This is a genomic window from Aeromonas sp. ASNIH5 (assembly GCF_002902865.1).
Lineage (GTDB): Bacteria > Pseudomonadota > Gammaproteobacteria > Enterobacterales > Aeromonadaceae > Aeromonas > Aeromonas caviae.
Window position 1 is genome coordinate 1875248 of record NZ_CP026122.1, and the last position, 19217, is coordinate 1894464.

Here is a 19217-nt window from a genome sequence, read left to right on the forward strand (position 1 = left end):
GGCGAACCGGTGCTTTCCTAGCTTGCGATTTCCAGCCCCTCGCGGGACATTCCCTTGAATTCCGGCATGAGGGAGATCAGCTTGCGGCTGTACTCATGCTCGGCATTGGTGAACAGTTTCTCGGTCTCGGCCACTTCCACCAGATGACCGTGCTGCATCACACCGATGCGGTCGCACATCTGGCGGATGACCGGCAGATCGTGACTGATGAACAGCATGGTGAGCCCAAGCTCCTGTTGCAAGTCTTTGAGCAGGTTGAGGATCTGGGCCTGCACCGAGACATCCAGCGCCGAGGTGGGCTCGTCGCAGATGAGGAAGCGCGGGCGAGTCGCCAGGGCGCGGGCAATGGAGATGCGCTGGCGCTGGCCACCGGAGAACTCGTGGGGATACTTGACCCCGGCGCCGCGGCCCAGGCCCACGTGATCCAGCAGGTCCCCGACGATCTGCTCTATCTGCCGCTCGCTCTCGGCGAGGCGGTGGAAGCGGATCGGCTCGGCGATGATGTCACGCACCTTCATGCGCGGGTTCATCGAAGAGTAGGGATTCTGGAACACCATCTGCATCTGGCGGCGCAGGGGGCGACGCTCGTGCTCCCCTTTCAGGGCGGTGAGATCGATCCCCTCGAAGACAATCTTGCCGGTGTCGGGCGGATAGAGCCCGGTGATGGCACGGGCGATGGTGGACTTGCCGGAGCCCGACTCCCCCACCAGACCGAAAGTCTCACCCTCGAAGATCTCGAAGCTGATGTTGTTGCAGGCGCGCACGTACTGGCGGCGGCTCGGGAAGATGGAATCCTTGGTGACGAACTTCAGATCCACGTTCTCCACCCGCAACAGCGCGCCTTCATAGGTGCGCTCGTCCTGACTCTGGCCGAGCCAGTGGGTCTTGAGATCGATGCTGGTATCCGCCGCACCGGCATCCTCGATATAGGAGACCAGGGGGAAGCGTACCAGCTTGACATCCGAGCGGGGAACCGCCGAGATGAGGCTGCGGGTATAGGGGTGATTGGGGCGGCCCAGCACTTGTTCCGTGGTGCCGAACTCCACCAGATCGCCGCGGTACATCACCGCCACCTTGTCGGTAACGTTGGAGACCACCCCCATGTCATGGGTCACCAGCATGCAGCCTACCTGGCGCTCTTTGCACAGGTTGCGGATGAGCTGGAGGATCTGATCCTGGATGGAGACGTCCAGCGCCGTGGTCGGCTCATCGGCGATGATGAGCTCGGGATCCCCGGAGAGGGCGATGGCGATCACCACCCGCTGGCGCATGCCACCGGAGAACTGGTGAGGATACTGCTTGATGCGCACGTCCGGGTTCGGGATCCCCACCGCCCCCATCAGCTCGAGGGCCTTGGCAAAGGCCGCCTCGCGGGACAGGTCGGTGTTGGCGAGGATGGTCTCCACCAGCTGCTGCTCCACGGTGAACAGCGGATTGAGGGAGGTCATGGGATCCTGGAAGATGAAACCGATGCGCGAGCCGCGAATGGCCCGCATCTCGTTCTGGCTCTTCCCGGAGATGAGCTCGCCGTTGAGGTAGATGTCACCACGGGCGATGCGACCGGGCGGGCTCAACAGATCGATGACGGCGTTGCCGATGGTGGATTTGCCAGCGCCGGACTCACCGACGACGCCGACGATCTCGCCCTTTTCAACAGAAAAAGAGAGATCCTTGACCGCGGCAAGCACCCCGTAGCGGGAGGGGTACTCGATCCGCAAGTTTTTGACTTCAAGCAAGGACATGGTTACCTCTGCGGGGGACATCCGTCCCAAATAATTCGTCCGTAAATCAGCCGCAGATGCTGGTTGTGCCTTGGTACTGCTCGAGAGCCGTTGTTGTGTAATTAACGCTCAATCCATGAGGCAGCCAAACCAGCGATCCGGGCGGGTTTTTTGCATTTTTTTGGAATAACCCGCGAGTAAGTTAGTCGGTTTGCCCGCGGGTGTAAATGATCCAGTTATACAATTTCGCAATACTTTGCCCAGAGAATGCCGACACCCTGGGGTTAAAATGTCGATAAAAGTCACATTACCAGAGATTACGCTGGCAATGCGAGACCATAAACCAATTATGTTTCAACAAAATAGCAACAAACCATCTTATTCACTATCAGCATTATGCTGACCAGCTTCGAATGAGTAGTGAATATTTATGTGAAATGATTTTTTGACGGCAGCATATCCGGAGTAAGGAAAAATAGGCAGAGCTAAATAGGGACAATGCAGAAGGATCAACCTGGGCCACAGGCCCGCCGGCACGGCAAGCCGGGAGGGATTGCATACAAAAAAACGCAGGCCCCTCAGGGCCTGCGTGTGCGGTATATCCGACCTCTTTGCAAGAGGAGATGAGTGAAAAAACAACGAGACGGGCGTTCGGGAGCCGCCTCCCCTCACCAGTGGGCAAGCAGTTGCATGCAGGCCAGGGCAAACAGGCCGGCGATGAGATCGTCCAGCATGATGCCAAGCCCGCCGTGAATGCGGCGATCGAACCAGGAGATGGGCCAGGGCTTGAGCACGTCGAATAGGCGAAACAGCACGAAACCCGCCATCACCCACTCCCAGCCGGCCGGGGCCGCAATCATGGTGACCCCGAATCCGATGACCTCGTCCCAGACGATAGCCCCGTGATCCGGCATCCCGATGGCGTCGGTGGCGCTCTGGCAGATGCGGATGCCCGCCACGAAACCCACCACCAGCAGGGCGATGAACCAGGAGGTCGGCAGCCCGCTCACCAACAGATAGAGCGGGATGGCTGCCAGGGTCCCCATGGTGCCCGGCGCCTGGGGGGAGAGGCCGGAGCCAAACCCAACCGCAAGGAAGTGGAGCGGGTTTTTAAGGCTCAGCCGCGTCAGCTCGGGCTTTATCTTGAAAGACATCATGCGAAGTGATCCCAGCCCTTGAGGTGCAGTTCGACGGGTTGTTCGTCCTGCAGGTAGTCGATACCAGGCTCCCCGGCCAGGATGCGACCGATGCGGGTGAACTTCACGCCACAATTGGCCAGCGCCGTATCTAGGGCGCCGTGATGCTCCTGGGGCACGGTGAAGCAGAGCTCGTAGTCGTCGCCCCCGGCCAGGGCCAGCTGCCAGGCATCCATGGCCGGCACTGCATCCTGCAACACGGGGGAGAGGGGCAGCAGATTGAGATCGATCTGGGCCCGCACGCCGGACGCCTTGAGGATGTGGCCGAGATCAGACGCCAGGCCGTCGGAGAGATCCAGGGCGCTGCTGGCCAGCCCGCGCAGGGCCTGACCGGCCAGGATGCGGGGATGGGGATGGTCGAGGCGCGGCAGCACGGCCGCCAGCTGGTTCTCGTTGAGGGTGCGCTTGCCCAGCAGGTGGGAGAGCGCCAGGGCGGCATCTCCCAGGGTACCGGTCACGTAGACCCCGTCACCGGCCTTGGCGCCGCTGCGCAGCAGGGCGCGACCTGCCGGGACCGATCCTTTCACCGAGACGGTGATGGAGAGGGGCCCGCGGGTCATGTCCCCCCCCACCAGCGCCACGTTGTAGTACTCGGCGAGCTCGAGGAACCCTTCGGCGAAACCGGCGACCCAGCGCTCGTTGATGGCGGGCAGGGTCAGGGCCAGGGAGACCCAGCGCGGCTCGGCACCCATGGCGGCCAGATCGGAGAGATTGACCGCCAGCGCCTTGTAGCCGAGATCCACCGGATCCATGTCGGGGAAGAAGTGCACGCCGCTCACCAGGGTGTCCGTGCTCACCGCCAACTGGGCGTCGGGGGGCAGGGTCAGCAGGGCACAGTCATCTCCAGGGCCCATCACCACGTCCTTGCGGGCGTGGGGGACCTTGAAGTACTTCTCAATCAGCTCAAATTCACCCATACAGTAAAAAGCCAGCAATAAGCTGGCTCCTCTCTTAATTGCTGACGGACAGCAGGATCAGCGCTTGGGCAGCGTCTTGATCACCTTGTCCAGGACGCCGTTGACAAACTTGTGGCTGTCATCGGCGGCGAAGGCTTTGGCCAGCTCGATCGCTTCGTTGATCACCACGCGCGGCGGCACATCTTCACGACGGGTCAGCTCGTAGGTCGCCAGACGCAGGATCGCCTTGTCCACCATGTCCACTTCTTCCAGCGGACGGGAGAGGAAAGGCGCGAACACCTTGTCCAGCTCGTTGCAGTGGACCGCTACCCCGAACAGCAGATCGCGGAAATAGTTCAGGTCCACACCCTTGGTGTCCTGATCGATCTTGAACTGCTCTTCGATGTCGCCCACGTTGGCCTGGGTCATCTGCCACTGGTAGATGGCCTGGGTGGCGCAATGGCGGGCCTTACGGCGCTCGGACGGTTTCAATGCATTTCTCCTCGTTACACGTCCAGTTGTTTCAGGACGTTGATCATTTCGAGCGCGCTCAGTGCAGCCTCTGCACCCTTGTTACCCGCCTTGGTACCGGCGCGTTCGATGGCTTGTTCAATGTTTTCGGTGGTCAGCACGCCGAAGGCAACGGGAATGTCGTATTCCATCATTACCTGGGCCAGACCCTTGCCGTTCTCGCTCGCTACCAGTTCGAAGTGGTAGGTACCGCCGCGGATGACGGTGCCGAGTGCGACGATGGCGTCGTATTGACCGCTCTTGGCCAGCTTCTTGGCCGCCAGGGGAATTTCGACGGCCCCCGGTACGCGCACCAGGGTCAGATTGCTCTCCTGGACCTGACCTTGACGCTTCAGCACGTCCAGCGCGCCGTTCACCAGGCTGTCATTGATGAAGCTGTTGAAACGGGCAACGACAATAGCAACACGCGCCTCGGGAGCGGCGATATTTCCTTCGATAATCTTCATTGGAAATCCTGTCTCTGTGCAATCAATTAGGGGCCGGGCTCAAAAGTGCACGCATTCTAGCACAACAGAGCCGCGACAAAAAACCATGGCCGCAACGGGCGGCCATGGTGATGAATTCAACCGTACGCAGCGCTTACTCGCCGACGTACTCCACCACTTCCAGACCAAAGCCACCGAGGGCATGGTACTTCTTGGGGGAGCTCAACAGGCGCATCTTGCCGACCCCCAGCGCCTTGAGGATCTGGGAACCGACCCCGACCCGGCGCGAGGTGCCCTGCCACTTGGCCCCTTCCGGTGCCAGCCCCTTGTCGGCGGCTTCAAAACCCTTGACCCTGGCCAGCAGCTCGGCGCCATGGGCTTCCGCCCCCAGGATCACCAGCACCCCGCCCTCGTCGGCGATGCGGGCCATGGATTTGGGCAGCGGCCAGCTGCGGGCGCTGTGGCGGTCGGTGAGCAACAGATCGCTCAGCACGTCGTGCAGGTGCACCCGTACCAAGGTCGGCTGGTCGGCCTTCACGTCCCCTTTCTTCAAGGCGAAGTGCACCTGGTTGTCGATGGTGTCGCGGAAGGTGACGAGGTCGAACTCGCCGTATTCGGTGGGCAACTTGCACTCGGCCACCTTCTCTACCGTGGTCTCGTGCTGGTTGCGGTATTCGATAAGGTCGGCAATGGTGCCGAGCTTGATGCCGTGCTGCTCGGCGAAGATCTCGAGATCCGGGCGCCGGGCCATGGTGCCGTCTTCGTTGAGGATCTCGACGATGACGGAGGCTGGCTCGAAGCCGGCCAACCGGGCCAGATCGCAGCCCGCTTCGGTGTGGCCGGCGCGGGTCAGCACACCGCCATCCTGCGCCATCAGCGGGAAGATGTGGCCGGGCTGCACCAGATCGGCGGCCTTGGCATGGGGCGCCACCGCGGCCTGCACGGTGACGGCGCGGTCGGCGGCGGAGATGCCGGTGGTCACCCCTTCCGCCGCCTCGATGGAGACGGTGAAGGCGGTGGAGAACTGGGCATTGTTGCGATCGACCATCAGCGGCAGCGCCAGCTGCTTGCAGCGATCCCGGGTCAGGGTCAGGCAGATGAGGCCACGACCGTAGCGCGCCATGAAGTTGATGTCTTCCGGGCGGACACAGGAGGCGGCCATGATCAGGTCCCCTTCGTTCTCCCTGTCTTCGTCATCCATCAGGATCACCATCTTGCCAGCCTTGATATCGGCAATGATTTCCTGGGTCGTGCTCAGCGCCATGGGCTACTCCATCAACATGCTTGGGGATTGAGCCAGTCGGCTCGACTTGATACTGCGTATTGTGCTCTAGATGGGGGCACGCGGCCCCGTTTCAATCCGCGCGGGATCACAGAACCGCGTTTTCCCGTCAAAACGGCTCACAAGAATCCGGACTGGGCCAGCTTTTCCAGGGTCAGGGTAGAGGCACTGCTCTGCTCGCGCTTGCCCGTCATCAGCCGCTCCAGATAGCGGGCTATCTGGTCCACCTCGAGGTTGACCCGGTAGCCGGGTTTCCAGCGGGCGATGGTGGTCTCCTGGGCGGTGTGGGGCACGATGGTCAGCCGGAACAGATCCCCCTGAACCGCATTGACGGTGAGGCTGATTCCATCCACCGCAATCGACCCCTTCTCGGCGATGTAGCGGGAGAGCTCCCCCGGCGCCTTGATCCAGTATTCGATGGCGCGGCCGCTGGACGATTTGCTCTTCACCTCGCCGATGCCGTCCACGTGGCCGGAGACCAGGTGGCCGCCGAGGCGGGAAGTGGGCATCAACGCCTTCTCGAGGTTGACCGGATCCCCCACCTTGGCGGCAGAAAAACCGGTGCGGGAGAGGGTCTCCAGGGAGACGTCGGCGGTGTAGCTGTGATCCCCGAGCGCCACCACGGTGAGGCAGACGCCGTTGGTGGCGATGGAGTCGCCCAGCTTGACGTCACTGAAGTCCAGGGTCGGCGCGTGCACGGTGAGGGCCATGTCCTCCCCCTGGCGACGCAGCTCGGCCAGGGTTCCCACCGCTTCGATAATTCCGGTAAACATGCAGATCACCTTGCTGATGACGGGGGCGACGGATGCCCCCGTGAACATTGAAAAATCAGGCTATTTTCGCAGTGATGCGAATATCCTGGCCAAGCATGCGCACATCCTTGAGGTTGAGTTTGGGGGCCTGGAACAGCCGGGTCAGCCCCGGCAGATGGAACAGGCCGCGCCCCTCATCCCCCATCAGTTTGGGCGCCTGATAGAGCACAAGCTCGTCCACCAGCCCCTTCTCCAGCAGGGCGCCGCACAGCCGTGGCCCCGCCTCCACCAGTACCGAGTTGACGTTCTGTTTGGCCAGCAGCATGAAGAGGCTGACCAGATCCAGCTTGCCATCCAGCAGCGGCACCTCCAGCTGCTGCACCCAGGCGGGCCACTCACCGGATGCCTTGTGGCGGGCCAGCAGTACCGGGCTCTCGCTCTGGAACAGGGGCAGATCCGGGGTGAGCCGGTTTTGCGAATCCACGATGACCCGCAGTGGCTGGCGCAGGGTCTCTTTGGGATAGACCGCCTTGACCGAGGGAGGCAGCTCGTCCCAGCGCACGGTGAGGGAGGCGCCATCTGCCAGCACGGTCTCGGCGCTGGAGAGGACCGCATCGTGACGGGCCCGCAGTCGCTGCACGTCCCGGCGCGCCTCCGCAGAGGTGATCCACTGGCTCTCGCCACTCGCCATGGCGGTGCGACCATCCAGGCTCGCCCCCAGCTTGACCGTCACCAGCGGAAACGCGGTGCGCATCCGTTTGAAGAAACCGGGGTTGAGGGCCTCGGCTTCCGCGGCCAGCAGGCCGAAATCGGTCTTGATCCCCGCCTCGGAGAGCATCCGCAGGCCACGCCCGCCCACCTGGGGGTTGGGATCCACCATGGCAGCCACCACCCGGGTCACCCCGGCCTTGATGAGCGCCTCGGCGCAGGGCGGCGTGCGACCATGATGGGAGCAGGGCTCCAGGGTCACATAGGCGGTGGCACCGCGGGCCTCTTCCCCTGCCGCGTGCAGGGCATAGACCTCGGCATGGGGCTCACCGGCCCGCTTGTGCCAGCCCTCCCCCACCACCACGCCGGCCTTCACCAGCACGGCGCCGACGCAGGGGTTGGGAGCCGTGGTGTAACGGCCGCGCCGGGCCAGTTCGAGGGCCCGGCTCATCCATTGGTAATCGTCTTGACTAAACATCCGGGCTCCTGTGTCCAGCAACCTGTCCCCGGTGGCACGGCCATCCGATGGGACAAGAAAATAGGGTGTACGCGCTTGCCGCACGCCTTCTCGGGCAGATCGGCCATGGCATCTGACGCCATGGCGACGGGCACACACATCGCAGGATGCGGCCGCACGCCCTCATATTTTTTCACCAGTGCAACGATGCGCTATCTGGATGTCTCACTGGTGTAACAACTGGCGCTGCCGCAACGGCAGGCCCTCTCTTATTCACGTAGGGAGCGGCAGGCCGGCGTTACTTCTCCAGCTTGGCGATCTCTTCCCCGAATTCGCGAATGTCTTCAAAGCTGCGGTAGACGGAGGCAAAGCGGATGTAGGCCACCTTGTCCAGGCTCTTGAGCTCATCCATCACCAGATTGCCCACCAATTGGGAGGCCACCTCGCGCTCGCCGGTGGCCCGCAGGCGGGACTTGATGTGGTTGACCGCCTTCTCGATGGCCTCCATGCTCACCGGCCGCTTCTCCAGCGCCCGCAGAATGCCGGCCCGCAATTTGTCTTCGTTGAAGGGCTCGCGGGAGCCGTTGGACTTGATGACGCGGGGCATGACCAGTTCGGCCATTTCGAAGGTGGTAAAACGCTCGTGACAGAGCAGGCATTCGCGACGGCGGCGCACCTGATGGCCCTCGGCCACCAGACGGGAATCGATCACCTTGGTATCAACGGCACTACAGAAAGGGCAATGCATCTGACCTCCGGCGTGGATGAAAATGGGCGCAGGCCCCGGGGGCTGGCGCTAGGCCGGCCAGTGTAACACGGCCATCCAGAGCCGGTAAAAGCCCATGAAAACAAGGGACAACCTGCCAGGCCTTCGGGCAGGACTCAGTCGTCATAGGGCAACGCCTCGGGGTCGCAATCCTGGTAATCGGGGGCAGGATCCGCCGCGAACCGGCGAGCAGCCACATGGCTGTGGCCCAGCATCAGCGCCTTGCCCACCCGGTGCATGCCATCCATCACCCGACCGGCGCTGTCCAGCAGGATGGGATAGGCGAGATCCGCCGCCATCATGAGCTGGCAGTGCGCCACCACGCTGCGCACCGTGGGCGTGGCGTCGCCATGGCCGTACCAGTGGTTGCGGTCAAGCTCGGCAATCTCGCCGAGTGCCACCGCCTGCACCGGCAGGTTGCGGCTCAGCCGGATCAAGCGGCGCACATCCCAGGCAAGCAGCCCCTGTTCGCTGGCGCGAAAGTGGTACTGGGCGCGAACCGTCTGCCGCAGTGACGCCTCCAGCACGTCCTCTTTCATGTCATTGCACATGGTCACCTCTGTCTCATCTTGCCAGGCGCTGCAAAAAACAATGCCACCCGAGGGTGGCATTGGTCTTCAACCTGAAGGTCAGGCTGATTATGCGTAGACCGGGAAGCGGCGGCAGATATCCAGCACCTTCTCGCGCACGGTCGCCAGCACTTCTTCGTTGTCGTGGCTGTCCAGCACGTCGCAGATCCAGTTGGCCAACTGGATGGACTCGGCTTCCTTGAAGCCGCGGCGGGTGATGGCCGGGGTGCCGATACGCACGCCGGAGGTCACGAACGGGGAACGCGGGTCGTTCGGTACCGAGTTCTTGTTGACGGTGATGTTGGCTTTGCCGAGGGCTGCGTCGGCATCTTTGCCGGTCAGCTCGCGACCGATCAGGTCAACCAGCATCAGATGGTTGTCGGTACCGCCGGAGACGATCTTGTAGCCGCGCTCGATAAAGGTCGCCGCCATGGCCTTGGCGTTCTTCACGACCTGGGCCTGGTAGGTCTTGAACTCGGGCTCCAGCGCTTCCTTGAAAGCCACAGCCTTGCCGGCGATGACGTGCATCAGCGGGCCGCCCTGACCACCCGGGAAGACGGCGGAGTTCAGCTTCTTGTACAGATCTTCGTCGTCGGCGGCGGAGAGGATCAGACCACCGCGCGGACCGGCCAGGGTCTTGTGGGTGGTGGAGGTGACCACGTGAGCGTGGGGCACCGGGTTCGGGTAGACGCCGGCGGCAATCAGACCGGCCACGTGGGCCATGTCCACGAACAGGTAAGCACCGATCTTGTCGGCGATCTCGCGCATGCGGGCCCAGTCGACGATGCCGGAGTAGGCGGAGAAGCCGCCGATCATCATCTTCGGCTTGTGCTCAACGGCCAGGCGCTCCATCTCGTCGTAGTCGATCTTGCCGGACTCGTCGATGCCGTAGGGGATGATGTTGTACAGCTTGCCGGAGAAGTTGACGGGGGAGCCGTGGGTCAGGTGGCCGCCGTGGGCCAGATTCATGCCGAGCACGGTGTCGCCCGGTTGCAGCAGGGCCATGTAGACGGCGCTGTTGGCCTGGGAGCCGGAGTGCGGCTGCACGTTGGCGTAGGTGGCACCGAACAGCTCTTTGGCACGCTCGATGGCCAGGGTTTCAACCACATCCACATACTCGCAACCGCCGTAGTAACGCTTGGCCGGGTAGCCTTCGGCGTACTTGTTGGTCAACTGGGAGCCCTGGGCTTCCATGACGCGGGGGCTGGTGTAGTTCTCGGACGCAATCAGCTCGATGTGCTCTTCCTGACGACGGGTCTCGTCTGTGATGGCCTGCCACAGCTCTGGATCATAGCCGGCGATGGTCATGTCACGTTTCAACATCCGTTTATCTCCTGAAAATCGTTTGCGCGATAGGTGAAGTGGGCCCGAGCATTGTAACGTGAGCTGGATCAAAGAGACAGTCCAACCACCCAAAAAATTGTTTATAAAATGTAAAATACGTCGCAAATTTCGAATCCCGCCCCCTGGCTTCGCTCATCCCCCCGGCCTCCCCACACCCGCAATCCGGCTCCAGCCATCGTCCCCGCTTCCCGGGCAAGGCGATAGAAACCAGAGCCAGATCATGGATATAGCATTTACTAACAGATAACATCTTTAGGCCATGGGACATCTGCACGAGTGGGTGTCGCTCCCTGCCATCCCGGAACACAAGGGGAAACGCCATGATGGATCATCTGATGCTGTTCGTGATTGTCGCGGTCTTCGCTCTCTTCTACTGGGTCTACTACACCGCCAGCCGCAAGGGTGCCTGCACCGCCAACTGGGAGACACTTCCCACCCGGGAGCAGTACCTGGCGGCCCATCCCGGCGCCGCCGACGGGGATCTCATTTTCTGCATCCATTGCGGTCACCATCAGCAGCGGGAGGTCGGCCTGGTGCACCAGGTGGATTATCGCCGCCAGCACATCTGCCCCCGTTGCAAGCAGGCGCTCTATCGCGTCGAGGAGTAGGTCGGTCTCCTCGTCGCCCACGGTGATCCCGCAATAGCGCCCCCCTCTCCTGGCGCTATCCGGCCAAAAGACCCCATGAGTTTCCTTTATTTTTAAAGTCGTTAGAATCGGGGGCCATCAAGGCTCCCGATTGTCATCCACGGAGGAAAAATGCAGGAATTCATGGCGACCAGCGAACGCCGGGCCGAGCTTTACTGGTGGTTTTCCACCCTGTTTGCTGCCGAACTCAGTGATGCACAGATCGCTGAATACGACACCTATGACGTACGCAGCTTCTTGAAGAGCCTCTCTACTCTCGATCCCATGCGCGAAGCCGTGGCTGAGCTCAACGACGCCATCGCCCGATTGCTGGTGCGCCCCGAGCGCCAGACGGCCCTCGCCGCCGACTTCGCCGGCCTGTTCCTGAGCGCTCCCGGGCAGGGTGCCCTGCCCTACGAATCCCTCTACCGGGGCGAAAACAAGCAGCTGATGCAGGCCCCCATGACCGAGATGCAGGCACGCCTCGATCGCCTCGGCATCAATGTCAGCGACAAATACAATGAGCCTGCCGATCATCTGGCCATCGAGCTGGACCTGATGGGCAGCCTCATCATCCGCGCCGCCGAGTCGACCACCGCCGACCAGCGCGAGGCGTGGCTTGGCGAGCAGGAGTCCCTGCTGCACGGCCACCTGCTGGGGTGGTTCGAGCGCTTCGAGCAGGCCTGCCGGGCCGCCGACACGTTTGGCTTCTACGGTGCCAGTGCCCGCCTGCTGGGGGTGTTCCTCAAGATGGACGCCAACTACCTCTCCCTGGTCAAACCGGCACCGTCCGCCGACTGAGCCCGGCATGAAGACAGCCCTGCTTCTTATCGCATGCTGGCTGCTGGCCCTGATCCCGCTGGATCAGGGTCTCACTCCCCTCGTGACGCTGCTGTTCAACCCAGACCGCGCGCTCTACGGCACCGCCCAGCTCACCGGCTTTGCCGGCATCCTGCTGACCCTCTACCTCGCCAATCTCGGGGTGGAAGTGGTGCTGCGTCGCCGCTTCCAGATAGCGGGCATGCTGGCCCTGCTCGCCGCCTGGACAGATTTCATCAACAGCAGCGGCACCGAGAGCCACTGGCTGGTGCTCTACGCCATGGCGTTGCCGTTTCATCTGGTGGGCTGGCTGGTATTTGTTCGCGGGATCCAGGCGTTTGGCCGCCAGAAAGGCTGACATCTCGTTGATTTCACACCCTTCTCACACTTTCTTTCTCTCCTGACACTTCCTGCCATACTGACACAGTCGTCCAAATGACAAAGCAATCAATTCAGGAGCCTCCATGGAAAAAGTGCTGCCCGAATCGGTTCCGACACGGCATTTGTCAGGCCCGCTCTCTCCCTACGAATTGCAACAGCTGTTCGCCCAGGCGCCCGTCGGGATTGGAGTCTTCGATCACGAATTCAGGTGCCGCGACGTCAACGGACGCTTTGCCGAACTGACCGGCCTCGCGCGGGCAGAGCACCCGGGCAAGACGCTGTTCGACATTGTCCCTGCCCAGACTCCCCAGCTGCTCCCGCTGTTTCAGCAACTGCGGCAAGGTCCCCCCCGATGCGCATTTGAGGTGGAAATGGTCGGTCTCTCCCGCGCGGCCTCCCCGGCACGCTGGCAAGTGAGCGTCAGCTCCGTGCTGGATGAGGAGGGCACCTTCAGCGGCATCTTCCTCGTGATGAGGGAGTCCGTACAGACAGGCCCCCGCCTCGACGCACCCGCGTCCCCCGGCCTCCAGGAGATGGCCCACCGCCATGCACTGCGCCTCTATCAGGCCGAAGCCCGCTTGCAGCACCTCTCCTATTACGATCCCCTCACCGATCTCGGCAATCGCCATCTGCTGCAAGAGCGCCTCACCCTGGAGATAGAGACGGCCAGGGTGAACCACCACGTCCTGGCGCTGCTGTTCATCGATCTCGACGGCTTCAAGCTCATCAACGACAACCTGGGGCACAGTGCCGGCGATCTGCTGCTCAAGCTGTCGGCAGACCGCATTCGCCACTGTCTGCGCCCCGGAGACATCGCCATCCGGCTGGGGGCAGACGAATTTCTGGTGTTGCTGCCCGCCATCAGGGAGACCCAGGATCTGCTGGGTCTCATCGAGGGGTTGCAACGCAGGCTGCACGATCCCGCCGACATCGACCAGGAGCGGGTGAGGCTCTCCGCCAGCATCGGCGTCTCCCTCTATCCGGAGCATGGCCAGACCCCGGACAGCCTCATCAGCGCGGCGGACAACGCCATGCATGAAGCCAAGCGCCGTGGCCGCAACGGCTATCTGTTCCACTCCCCCGACATGACGGCACAGACCAGGGAGCGGATGCTGCTGGAGCAGGGACTGCTCAAGGCCATTGAGCAGCAAGAGTTTCGCCTGCTCTACCAACCCATGACGGATCTGGCGGATGGTCATCTCAGCGGCCTGGAGGCCCTGATCCGCTGGCAACATCCCAGCCTTGGCATGATATCCCCGGACCGTTTCATTCCGGTGGCAGAGGAGTGCGGTCTCATCGAACCACTGGGCGAATGGGTGATGCGCACCGCCTGCCGGCAAGGGCAGCAGTGGCTGGCCGAAGGGCGCGCCGTGCCCCGGCTCTCGGTCAATGTGTCGGTCAGGGAGATGCGCTCCCACGACTACGTGGAGCGGGTGACAGCCATTCTGGCCGAGACCGGTTTTCCTGCCGAGCGGCTGGAGATCGAGGTGACCGAGAGCATCATCCAGAGCGTGGATCACAGTCTGCGGCTCTTCACCCGTCTCAAGGCGCTGGGGGTACAGATCGCCATCGACGACTTCGGCACCGGTTTCTCCTCCCTGAGCCTGCTCAGGAGCCTGCCCATCGATCGCATCAAGATAGACAGGGCCTTCGTCCAGGCATTGCCCGACGACAAGCACAGCCGCGAGCTGTGCCGTACCATAGTCCAGCTGGCCAGCTCCCTCGGCATGGCCGTCACGGCGGAAGGGATAGAAACCCAGCCCCAGCGCCAGTTCCTGCAATCCCTGCGTTGCGAAGAGGGACAGGGCTACCTGTTCAGCCATCCCCTGCCAGAACCCAGCCTGCCTCCCCTGCTCCCCCTCCGCCATTGAGCCTTGGCCGCGCCACCACGCAAGCAAAGAAGGGAGCCCATGGCTCCCTTCTGCTTCATCATCATGGCTTCCCGCCCGCTATCTTCGTCGCTATCCAAAAGTCTAATTGCCCTCGGGAACCAAAGGTATAAGTTGTTACTCAATCATTAAGAAAATGTATTCACAGGAGTGAGAGATGAGCGAGAGCAAGGTCTACCCGGTCAAGGCCCACATCGGCAACGGCGCCCTGCTGGACAAGGAAGGTTATGAAGCCATGTATCAGGCGTCGGTGCAGGATCCGGACGCCTTCTGGGGGGAGCAGGGCAAGATCCTCGACTGGATGACCCCCTACACCCGCGTCAAGAACACCTCCTACGATCCGGGCCACGTCTCCATCAAGTGGTATGAGGATGGCCTGCTCAACGTCTCGGCCAACTGCCTGGATCGCCATCTGAGCGAGCGCGGCGACAAGGTCGCCATCATCTGGGAAGGGGACAACCCGGCCGAAGATCGCAAGATCACCTATCGCGAACTGCACGCCGAAGTATGCAAGTTTGCCAACGTGCTCAAAGCCCAGGGGGTCAAGCGTGGCCACATGGTCTGCCTTTATATGCCCATGGTGCCGGAGGCGGCCATCGCCATGCTGGCCTGTACCCGCATCGGGGCCGTGCACAGCATCGTCTTCGGCGGCTTCTCGCCGGAGGCGCTCTCGGGCCGCATCATCGACTCCGGCGCCTCCGTCGTCATCACCGCCGATGAGGGGTTGCGAGGCGGTCGCCCCATCCCCCTCAAGAAGAACGTGGATGAGGCCCTTACCCACCCGGATACCAAGGTCAGCAAGGTGATCGTCCTCAAGCGCACCGGTGGCAACGTGGCCTGGCACGAACACAGAGACATCTGGTGGCATGATGCGGTCAACGCCGCCAGCCCGGATTGTCCGCCCGAAGCCATGGGCGCCGAAGATCCCCTGTTCGTGCTCTACACCTCCGGCTCCACCGGCAAACCCAAGGGTGTGCTGCACACCACGGGCGGCTATCTGGTCTATGCCGCCCTCACCTTCAAGTACGTGTTCGACTACCACGAAGAGGACATCTACTGGTGTACCGCCGACGTGGGTTGGGTCACCGGTCACTCCTATCTGGTCTACGGGCCGCTGGCCAACGGCGCCACCACCGTCATGTTCGAAGGGGTGCCCAACTACCCGGCCACCAACCGCATGAGTCAGGTGGTGGACAAACACCAGGTCACCATCCTCTATACCGCCCCCACCGCCATTCGTGCACTGATGGCCAAGGGCAAGGAGGCTGTCGAAGGCACTTCCCGCACCAGCCTGCGCATCATGGGGTCGGTGGGTGAACCCATCAACCCGGAAGCCTGGGAGTGGTACTACCGCACCATCGGCGACGAGCGCTGCCCCATCGTCGACACCTGGTGGCAGACCGAGACCGGCGGCATCCTCATCACTCCGCTGCCCGGCGTCACCGCCCTCAAGCCCGGCTCGGCCACCCGTCCCTTCTTCGGAGTACAGCCTGCTCTGGTGGACAACCTGGGTGAGCCGCTGGAGGGCGCCACCGAGGGCAACCTGGTGATCACCGACTCCTGGCCCGGCCAGATGCGTACCGTGTTCGGCGATCACGAGCGCTTCGAGCAGACCTACTTCTCCACCTTCCCGGGTCGCTACTTCACCGGCGACGGTGCCCGTCGCGACGAGGACGGCTACTACTGGATCACCGGCCGGGTGGATGATGTACTCAACGTCTCCGGCCACCGCATGGGCACCGCCGAAATCGAGTCCGCTCTGGTGGCCCATCCGAAGATCGCCGAAGCGGCGGTGGTGGGTGTTCCCCACGAGATCAAGGGACAGGGCATCTACGCCTATGTCACCCTGATCGCCGGGGAAGAGCCGAGCCGCGAGCTGCACAAGGAAGTGAAGGAGTGGGTGCGCAAGGAGATTGGCGCCATCGCGACCCCGGACGTGATCCACTGGGCCGAAGGGCTGCCCAAGACCCGTTCCGGCAAGATCATGCGGCGCATATTGCGCAAGATCGCCACCGGCGAAACCGACAGCCTGGGGGATATCTCCACCCTGGCGGATCCGGGGGTCGTGGACAAGCTGATCCGCGAGAAGTCGGAAGCGGCGTGAGTCTCTTCCCCACGTCAACAGAGCCGGCCACGTGCCGGCTTTGTTGTCTTCGGGATCCGGACAGGGCAGAGTTCGGTGGCAGGCCGGGCTTGCGGGCAAACCAGACCAATAAATAGCCAGATGTAGAGATTAGACCAGTAAAATGCTGCTAATTTTCACGAAATCAATATAATTGCGAAATCTGTGTGTCAGGGCACACCGATTTGTGCAAAAATTGGCTAGATTTTTGGTAGTCCAAAGATAGCTGATAGATAGCAGCATAATCATCGAGGATGTACTCAATATGTCGCAACATCACCGAATCCTCCTGCTTAACGGCCCCAATCTGAATCTGCTGGGCAAGCGGGAACCGGGAATCTACGGCAGCAAGACGCTCGATGAGATCGTCGCCGATCTGACGCGCAGCGCCAGCGAACTCGGTGTCACCCTGGAACATCTGCAATCCAATGCCGAGCACGAGCTGATCGGCCGCATCCATCAGGCCATGGGCCAGGTGGATTTCATCATCATCAATCCCGCCGCCTTCACCCATACCAGCGTTGCCCTGCGCGATGCCCTGCTGGGTGTGGCCATCCCCTTTATCGAGGTTCACCTGTCAAACGTTCATGCCAGGGAGCCCTTCCGTCATCACTCCTATCTGTCTGATGTCGCCAAGGGGGTGATCTGCGGGTTGGGTGCCGATGGTTACCAATTCGCTTTAACCGCGGCCGTGCATCAGTTGCGCGCGGCTTGATAATCACTGATCAGATAAAGAAGAAAGAGAATGCTAATGGATATCCGCAAAATCAAGAAGCTGATTGAACTGGTTGAAGAGTCCGGCATCGCCGAGCTGGAAATCTCCGAAGGGGAAGAGTCCGTTCGCATCAGCCGTAATTTCTCCGGCCAGGTTAGCGTTGCCCCGCAGATGATCATGCCCCAGGCCGCAGCTCAGGTTGCCGCACCGGTTGCCGCTGCTCCGGCAGCAGCCGCTGCGCCTGCTGCCGATGCCGCCCCGAGCGGTCATCTGATGCGCTCCCCCATGGTGGGCTCCTTCTACCGCTCCTCCAGCCCGGAAGCCAAGCCGTTCGTGGAAGTCGGTCAGCACGTCAATGTCGGCGACACCCTGTGCATCGTCGAAGCCATGAAAATGATGAACCAAATCGAGTCTGACAAGGCCGGCGTGATCAAAGCGATCCTGGTTGAAAATGGTCAGGCCGTCGAGTTTGACGAGCCGCTGTTCATCATCGAATAAGGGAAAATGCCACCCATGTTGGACAAAGTAGTCATCGCCAACCGCGGTGAAATTGCCCTGCGGATCCTGCGCGCCTGCAAAGAGCTCGGGATCAAGACAGTGGCCGTTCACTCCACTGCCGATCGGGAGCTCAAGCATGTGCTCCTGGCGGACGAAACCATCTGCATCGGCAAACCTGCCAGCGGTGAGTCCTACCTCAATGTGCCGGCCATCATCGCCGCCGCCGAGGTGACCGGTGCCGTCGCCATCCACCCGGGCTACGGCTTCCTCTCCGAGAATGCCGACTTCGCCGAAGTGGTCGAGAAATCCGGCTTCATCTTCATCGGTCCGCGCGCCGAGACCATTCGCCTGATGGGTGACAAGGTCTCCGCCATCGAGGCGATGAAGAAGGCGGGCGTGCCCTGCGTACCCGGCTCCGACGGCCCGGTGGACAACGATGCCAAGCGCAACGCCGCCATCGCCAAGCGGATCGGGTATCCGGTGATCATCAAGGCCGCCGGTGGCGGTGGTGGTCGCGGCATGCGCGTGGTGCGCAACGAGGCCGAACTGGCCTCCGCCATCGCGCTGACCAAATCCGAAGCGGGCCAGTTCTTCAAGAACGACATGGTCTACATGGAGAAGTACCTGGAGAACCCGCGCCACATCGAGATCCAGGTGCTGGCTGACGGTCAGGGTACCGCCCTCTATCTGGGTGAGCGGGACTGCTCCATGCAGCGCCGTCACCAGAAGGTCGTGGAAGAGGCGCCGGCCCCCGGCATCACCGACGAGATGCGCAAGTTCATCGGTGAGCGCTGCGTGCGCGCCTGTCTCGAGATCGGCTACCGCGGTGCGGGTACCTTCGAGTTCCTGTACGAGAACGGCGAGTTCTATTTCATCGAGATGAACACCCGTATCCAGGTGGAGCATCCGGTCACCGAGATGGTCACCGGCGTCGACCTCATCAAGGAGCAGCTGCGCATTGCCGCCGGTCAGCCCCTGTCGATCACCCAGCAGGACATCCGCATCCGTGGCCACGCCATCGAGTGCCGGATCAATGCCGAAGATCCGGCCACCTTCCTGCCCTCTCCCGGTCTCATCCAGCGCTTCCACGCGCCGGGCGGCCTGGGTGTGCGCTGGGAATCCCATATCTATGCGGGTTACAAGGTCCCCCCCTACTACGACTCCATGATCGGCAAGCTGATCTGCTACGGGGAGAACCGCGACGTGGCCATCGCCCGCATGCGCCACTCCCTCGACGAGCTGGTGGTGGAAGGGATCAAGACCAACATCGCCCTGCAAAAAGAGATCATGAAGGACGAAAACTTCCAGCACGGTGGCACCAACATCCACTACCTGCACAAGAAGTTGGGTCTGTAATGGCTTGAGGCCCGACCTATTGAGCACGGTGGCAACACAGAACAGCCACTACCTGCACAAGAAGTCGGGTCTGTAATGGCTTGAGGCCCGACCCATTGAGCACGTTGGCAACACAGAACAGCCACTACCTGCACAAGAAGTCGGGTCTGCAAAGACCCCTTTCA

At 62.0% G+C, this 19217-nt stretch carries 19 protein-coding genes; 8 read left to right on the plus strand and 11 right to left on the minus strand.

The genetic code is table 11. The annotated features are described in order from the left end of the window. Window positions 1–17 precede the first annotated feature (17 nt). The 11 genes from C2U30_RS08525 to glyA form a co-directional block, all read right to left on the minus strand. Entirely contained in the window at window positions 18–1742 is a 1725-nt protein-coding gene (locus C2U30_RS08525; RefSeq protein WP_010675387.1) for a dipeptide ABC transporter ATP-binding protein, read from the minus strand. 647 nt (window positions 1743–2389) lie between these two features. Next, a complete protein-coding gene (locus tag C2U30_RS08530) occupies window positions 2390–2878 on the minus strand; it encodes a phosphatidylglycerophosphatase A family protein (protein ID WP_103243619.1) in 489 nt (162 codons plus the stop codon). Then, window positions 2875–3834, minus strand: coding sequence for a thiamine-phosphate kinase (gene thiL, locus C2U30_RS08535; RefSeq protein ID WP_043153245.1), 960 nt, complete (start codon window positions 3832–3834; stop codon window positions 2875–2877). The genes C2U30_RS08530 and thiL overlap by 4 nt, the downstream gene beginning before the upstream one ends. 57 nt (window positions 3835–3891) lie before the next feature. Beyond that, a complete protein-coding gene (gene nusB, locus C2U30_RS08540) occupies window positions 3892–4305 on the minus strand; it encodes a transcription antitermination factor NusB (RefSeq protein WP_010675390.1) in 414 nt (137 codons plus the stop codon). Window positions 4306–4319: 14 nt separating this feature from the next. Continuing rightward, the gene (gene ribH / locus C2U30_RS08545; protein WP_010675391.1) at window positions 4320–4790 is read right to left on the minus strand and encodes a 6,7-dimethyl-8-ribityllumazine synthase; all 471 of its coding nucleotides are present in this window, start codon (window positions 4788–4790) and stop codon (window positions 4320–4322) included. 133 nt (window positions 4791–4923) lie between these two features. Continuing rightward, complete coding sequence (ribBA, locus tag C2U30_RS08550; RefSeq protein WP_039040299.1) at window positions 4924–6033, minus strand: bifunctional 3,4-dihydroxy-2-butanone-4-phosphate synthase/GTP cyclohydrolase II; 1110 nt, start codon at window positions 6031–6033, stop codon at window positions 4924–4926. A gap of 137 nt (window positions 6034–6170) precedes the next feature. After that, on the minus strand, window positions 6171–6824 hold the full coding sequence (locus C2U30_RS08555) for a riboflavin synthase (RefSeq protein ID WP_041212973.1): 654 nt from the start codon (window positions 6822–6824) through the stop codon (window positions 6171–6173). A 55-nt stretch (window positions 6825–6879) separates the two neighbouring features. After that, entirely contained in the window at window positions 6880–7989 is a 1110-nt protein-coding gene (gene ribD / locus C2U30_RS08560) for a bifunctional diaminohydroxyphosphoribosylaminopyrimidine deaminase/5-amino-6-(5-phosphoribosylamino)uracil reductase RibD (protein WP_010675394.1), read from the minus strand. A gap of 277 nt (window positions 7990–8266) precedes the next feature. After that, window positions 8267–8716 (minus strand): transcriptional regulator NrdR, encoded by a 450-nt coding sequence (gene nrdR / locus C2U30_RS08565; protein ID WP_010675395.1) that lies wholly within the window; start codon window positions 8714–8716, stop codon window positions 8267–8269. Between the two features lie 134 nt (window positions 8717–8850). After that, a complete protein-coding gene (locus tag C2U30_RS08570) occupies window positions 8851–9285 on the minus strand; it encodes a hypothetical protein (protein ID WP_199767374.1) in 435 nt (144 codons plus the stop codon). Window positions 9286–9372: 87 nt separating this feature from the next. Then, window positions 9373–10626 carry a serine hydroxymethyltransferase gene (glyA, locus tag C2U30_RS08575; protein WP_010675397.1) on the minus strand — a complete coding sequence of 418 codons (1254 nt, stop codon included), beginning with the start codon at window positions 10624–10626 and terminating at the stop codon, window positions 9373–9375. A gap of 341 nt (window positions 10627–10967) precedes the next feature. Between glyA and C2U30_RS08585 the strand changes: the two genes are divergently transcribed. The 8 genes from C2U30_RS08585 (at window position 10968) to accC (ending at window position 19053) form a co-directional block, all read left to right on the plus strand. Beyond that, the gene (locus C2U30_RS08585; protein ID WP_041215679.1) at window positions 10968–11255 is read left to right on the plus strand and encodes a hypothetical protein; all 288 of its coding nucleotides are present in this window, start codon (window positions 10968–10970) and stop codon (window positions 11253–11255) included. 150 nt (window positions 11256–11405) lie between these two features. After that, window positions 11406–12074 (plus strand): molecular chaperone TorD, encoded by a 669-nt coding sequence (gene torD / locus C2U30_RS08590; protein ID WP_103243622.1) that lies wholly within the window; start codon window positions 11406–11408, stop codon window positions 12072–12074. A gap of 7 nt (window positions 12075–12081) precedes the next feature. Beyond that, a complete protein-coding gene (locus C2U30_RS08595; RefSeq protein WP_045525778.1) occupies window positions 12082–12450 on the plus strand; it encodes a hypothetical protein in 369 nt (122 codons plus the stop codon). 106 nt (window positions 12451–12556) lie between these two features. Beyond that, window positions 12557–14344, plus strand: coding sequence for a sensor domain-containing protein (locus C2U30_RS08600; RefSeq protein ID WP_199767355.1), 1788 nt, complete (start codon window positions 12557–12559; stop codon window positions 14342–14344). Between the two features lie 175 nt (window positions 14345–14519). Beyond that, window positions 14520–16466, plus strand: coding sequence for an acetate--CoA ligase (gene acs, locus C2U30_RS08605; RefSeq protein WP_039040306.1), 1947 nt, complete (start codon window positions 14520–14522; stop codon window positions 16464–16466). Window positions 16467–16749: 283 nt separating this feature from the next. Continuing rightward, window positions 16750–17199, plus strand: a complete 450-nt coding sequence (gene aroQ / locus C2U30_RS08610) for a type II 3-dehydroquinate dehydratase (RefSeq protein WP_039040307.1) — start codon at window positions 16750–16752, stop codon at window positions 17197–17199. 36 nt (window positions 17200–17235) lie between these two features. Beyond that, on the plus strand, window positions 17236–17697 hold the full coding sequence (gene accB, locus C2U30_RS08615) for an acetyl-CoA carboxylase biotin carboxyl carrier protein (protein ID WP_010675405.1): 462 nt from the start codon (window positions 17236–17238) through the stop codon (window positions 17695–17697). Window positions 17698–17712: 15 nt separating this feature from the next. Then, window positions 17713–19053 carry an acetyl-CoA carboxylase biotin carboxylase subunit gene (gene accC / locus C2U30_RS08620; RefSeq protein ID WP_010675406.1) on the plus strand — a complete coding sequence of 447 codons (1341 nt, stop codon included), beginning with the start codon at window positions 17713–17715 and terminating at the stop codon, window positions 19051–19053. Window positions 19054–19217 lie beyond the last annotated feature (164 nt).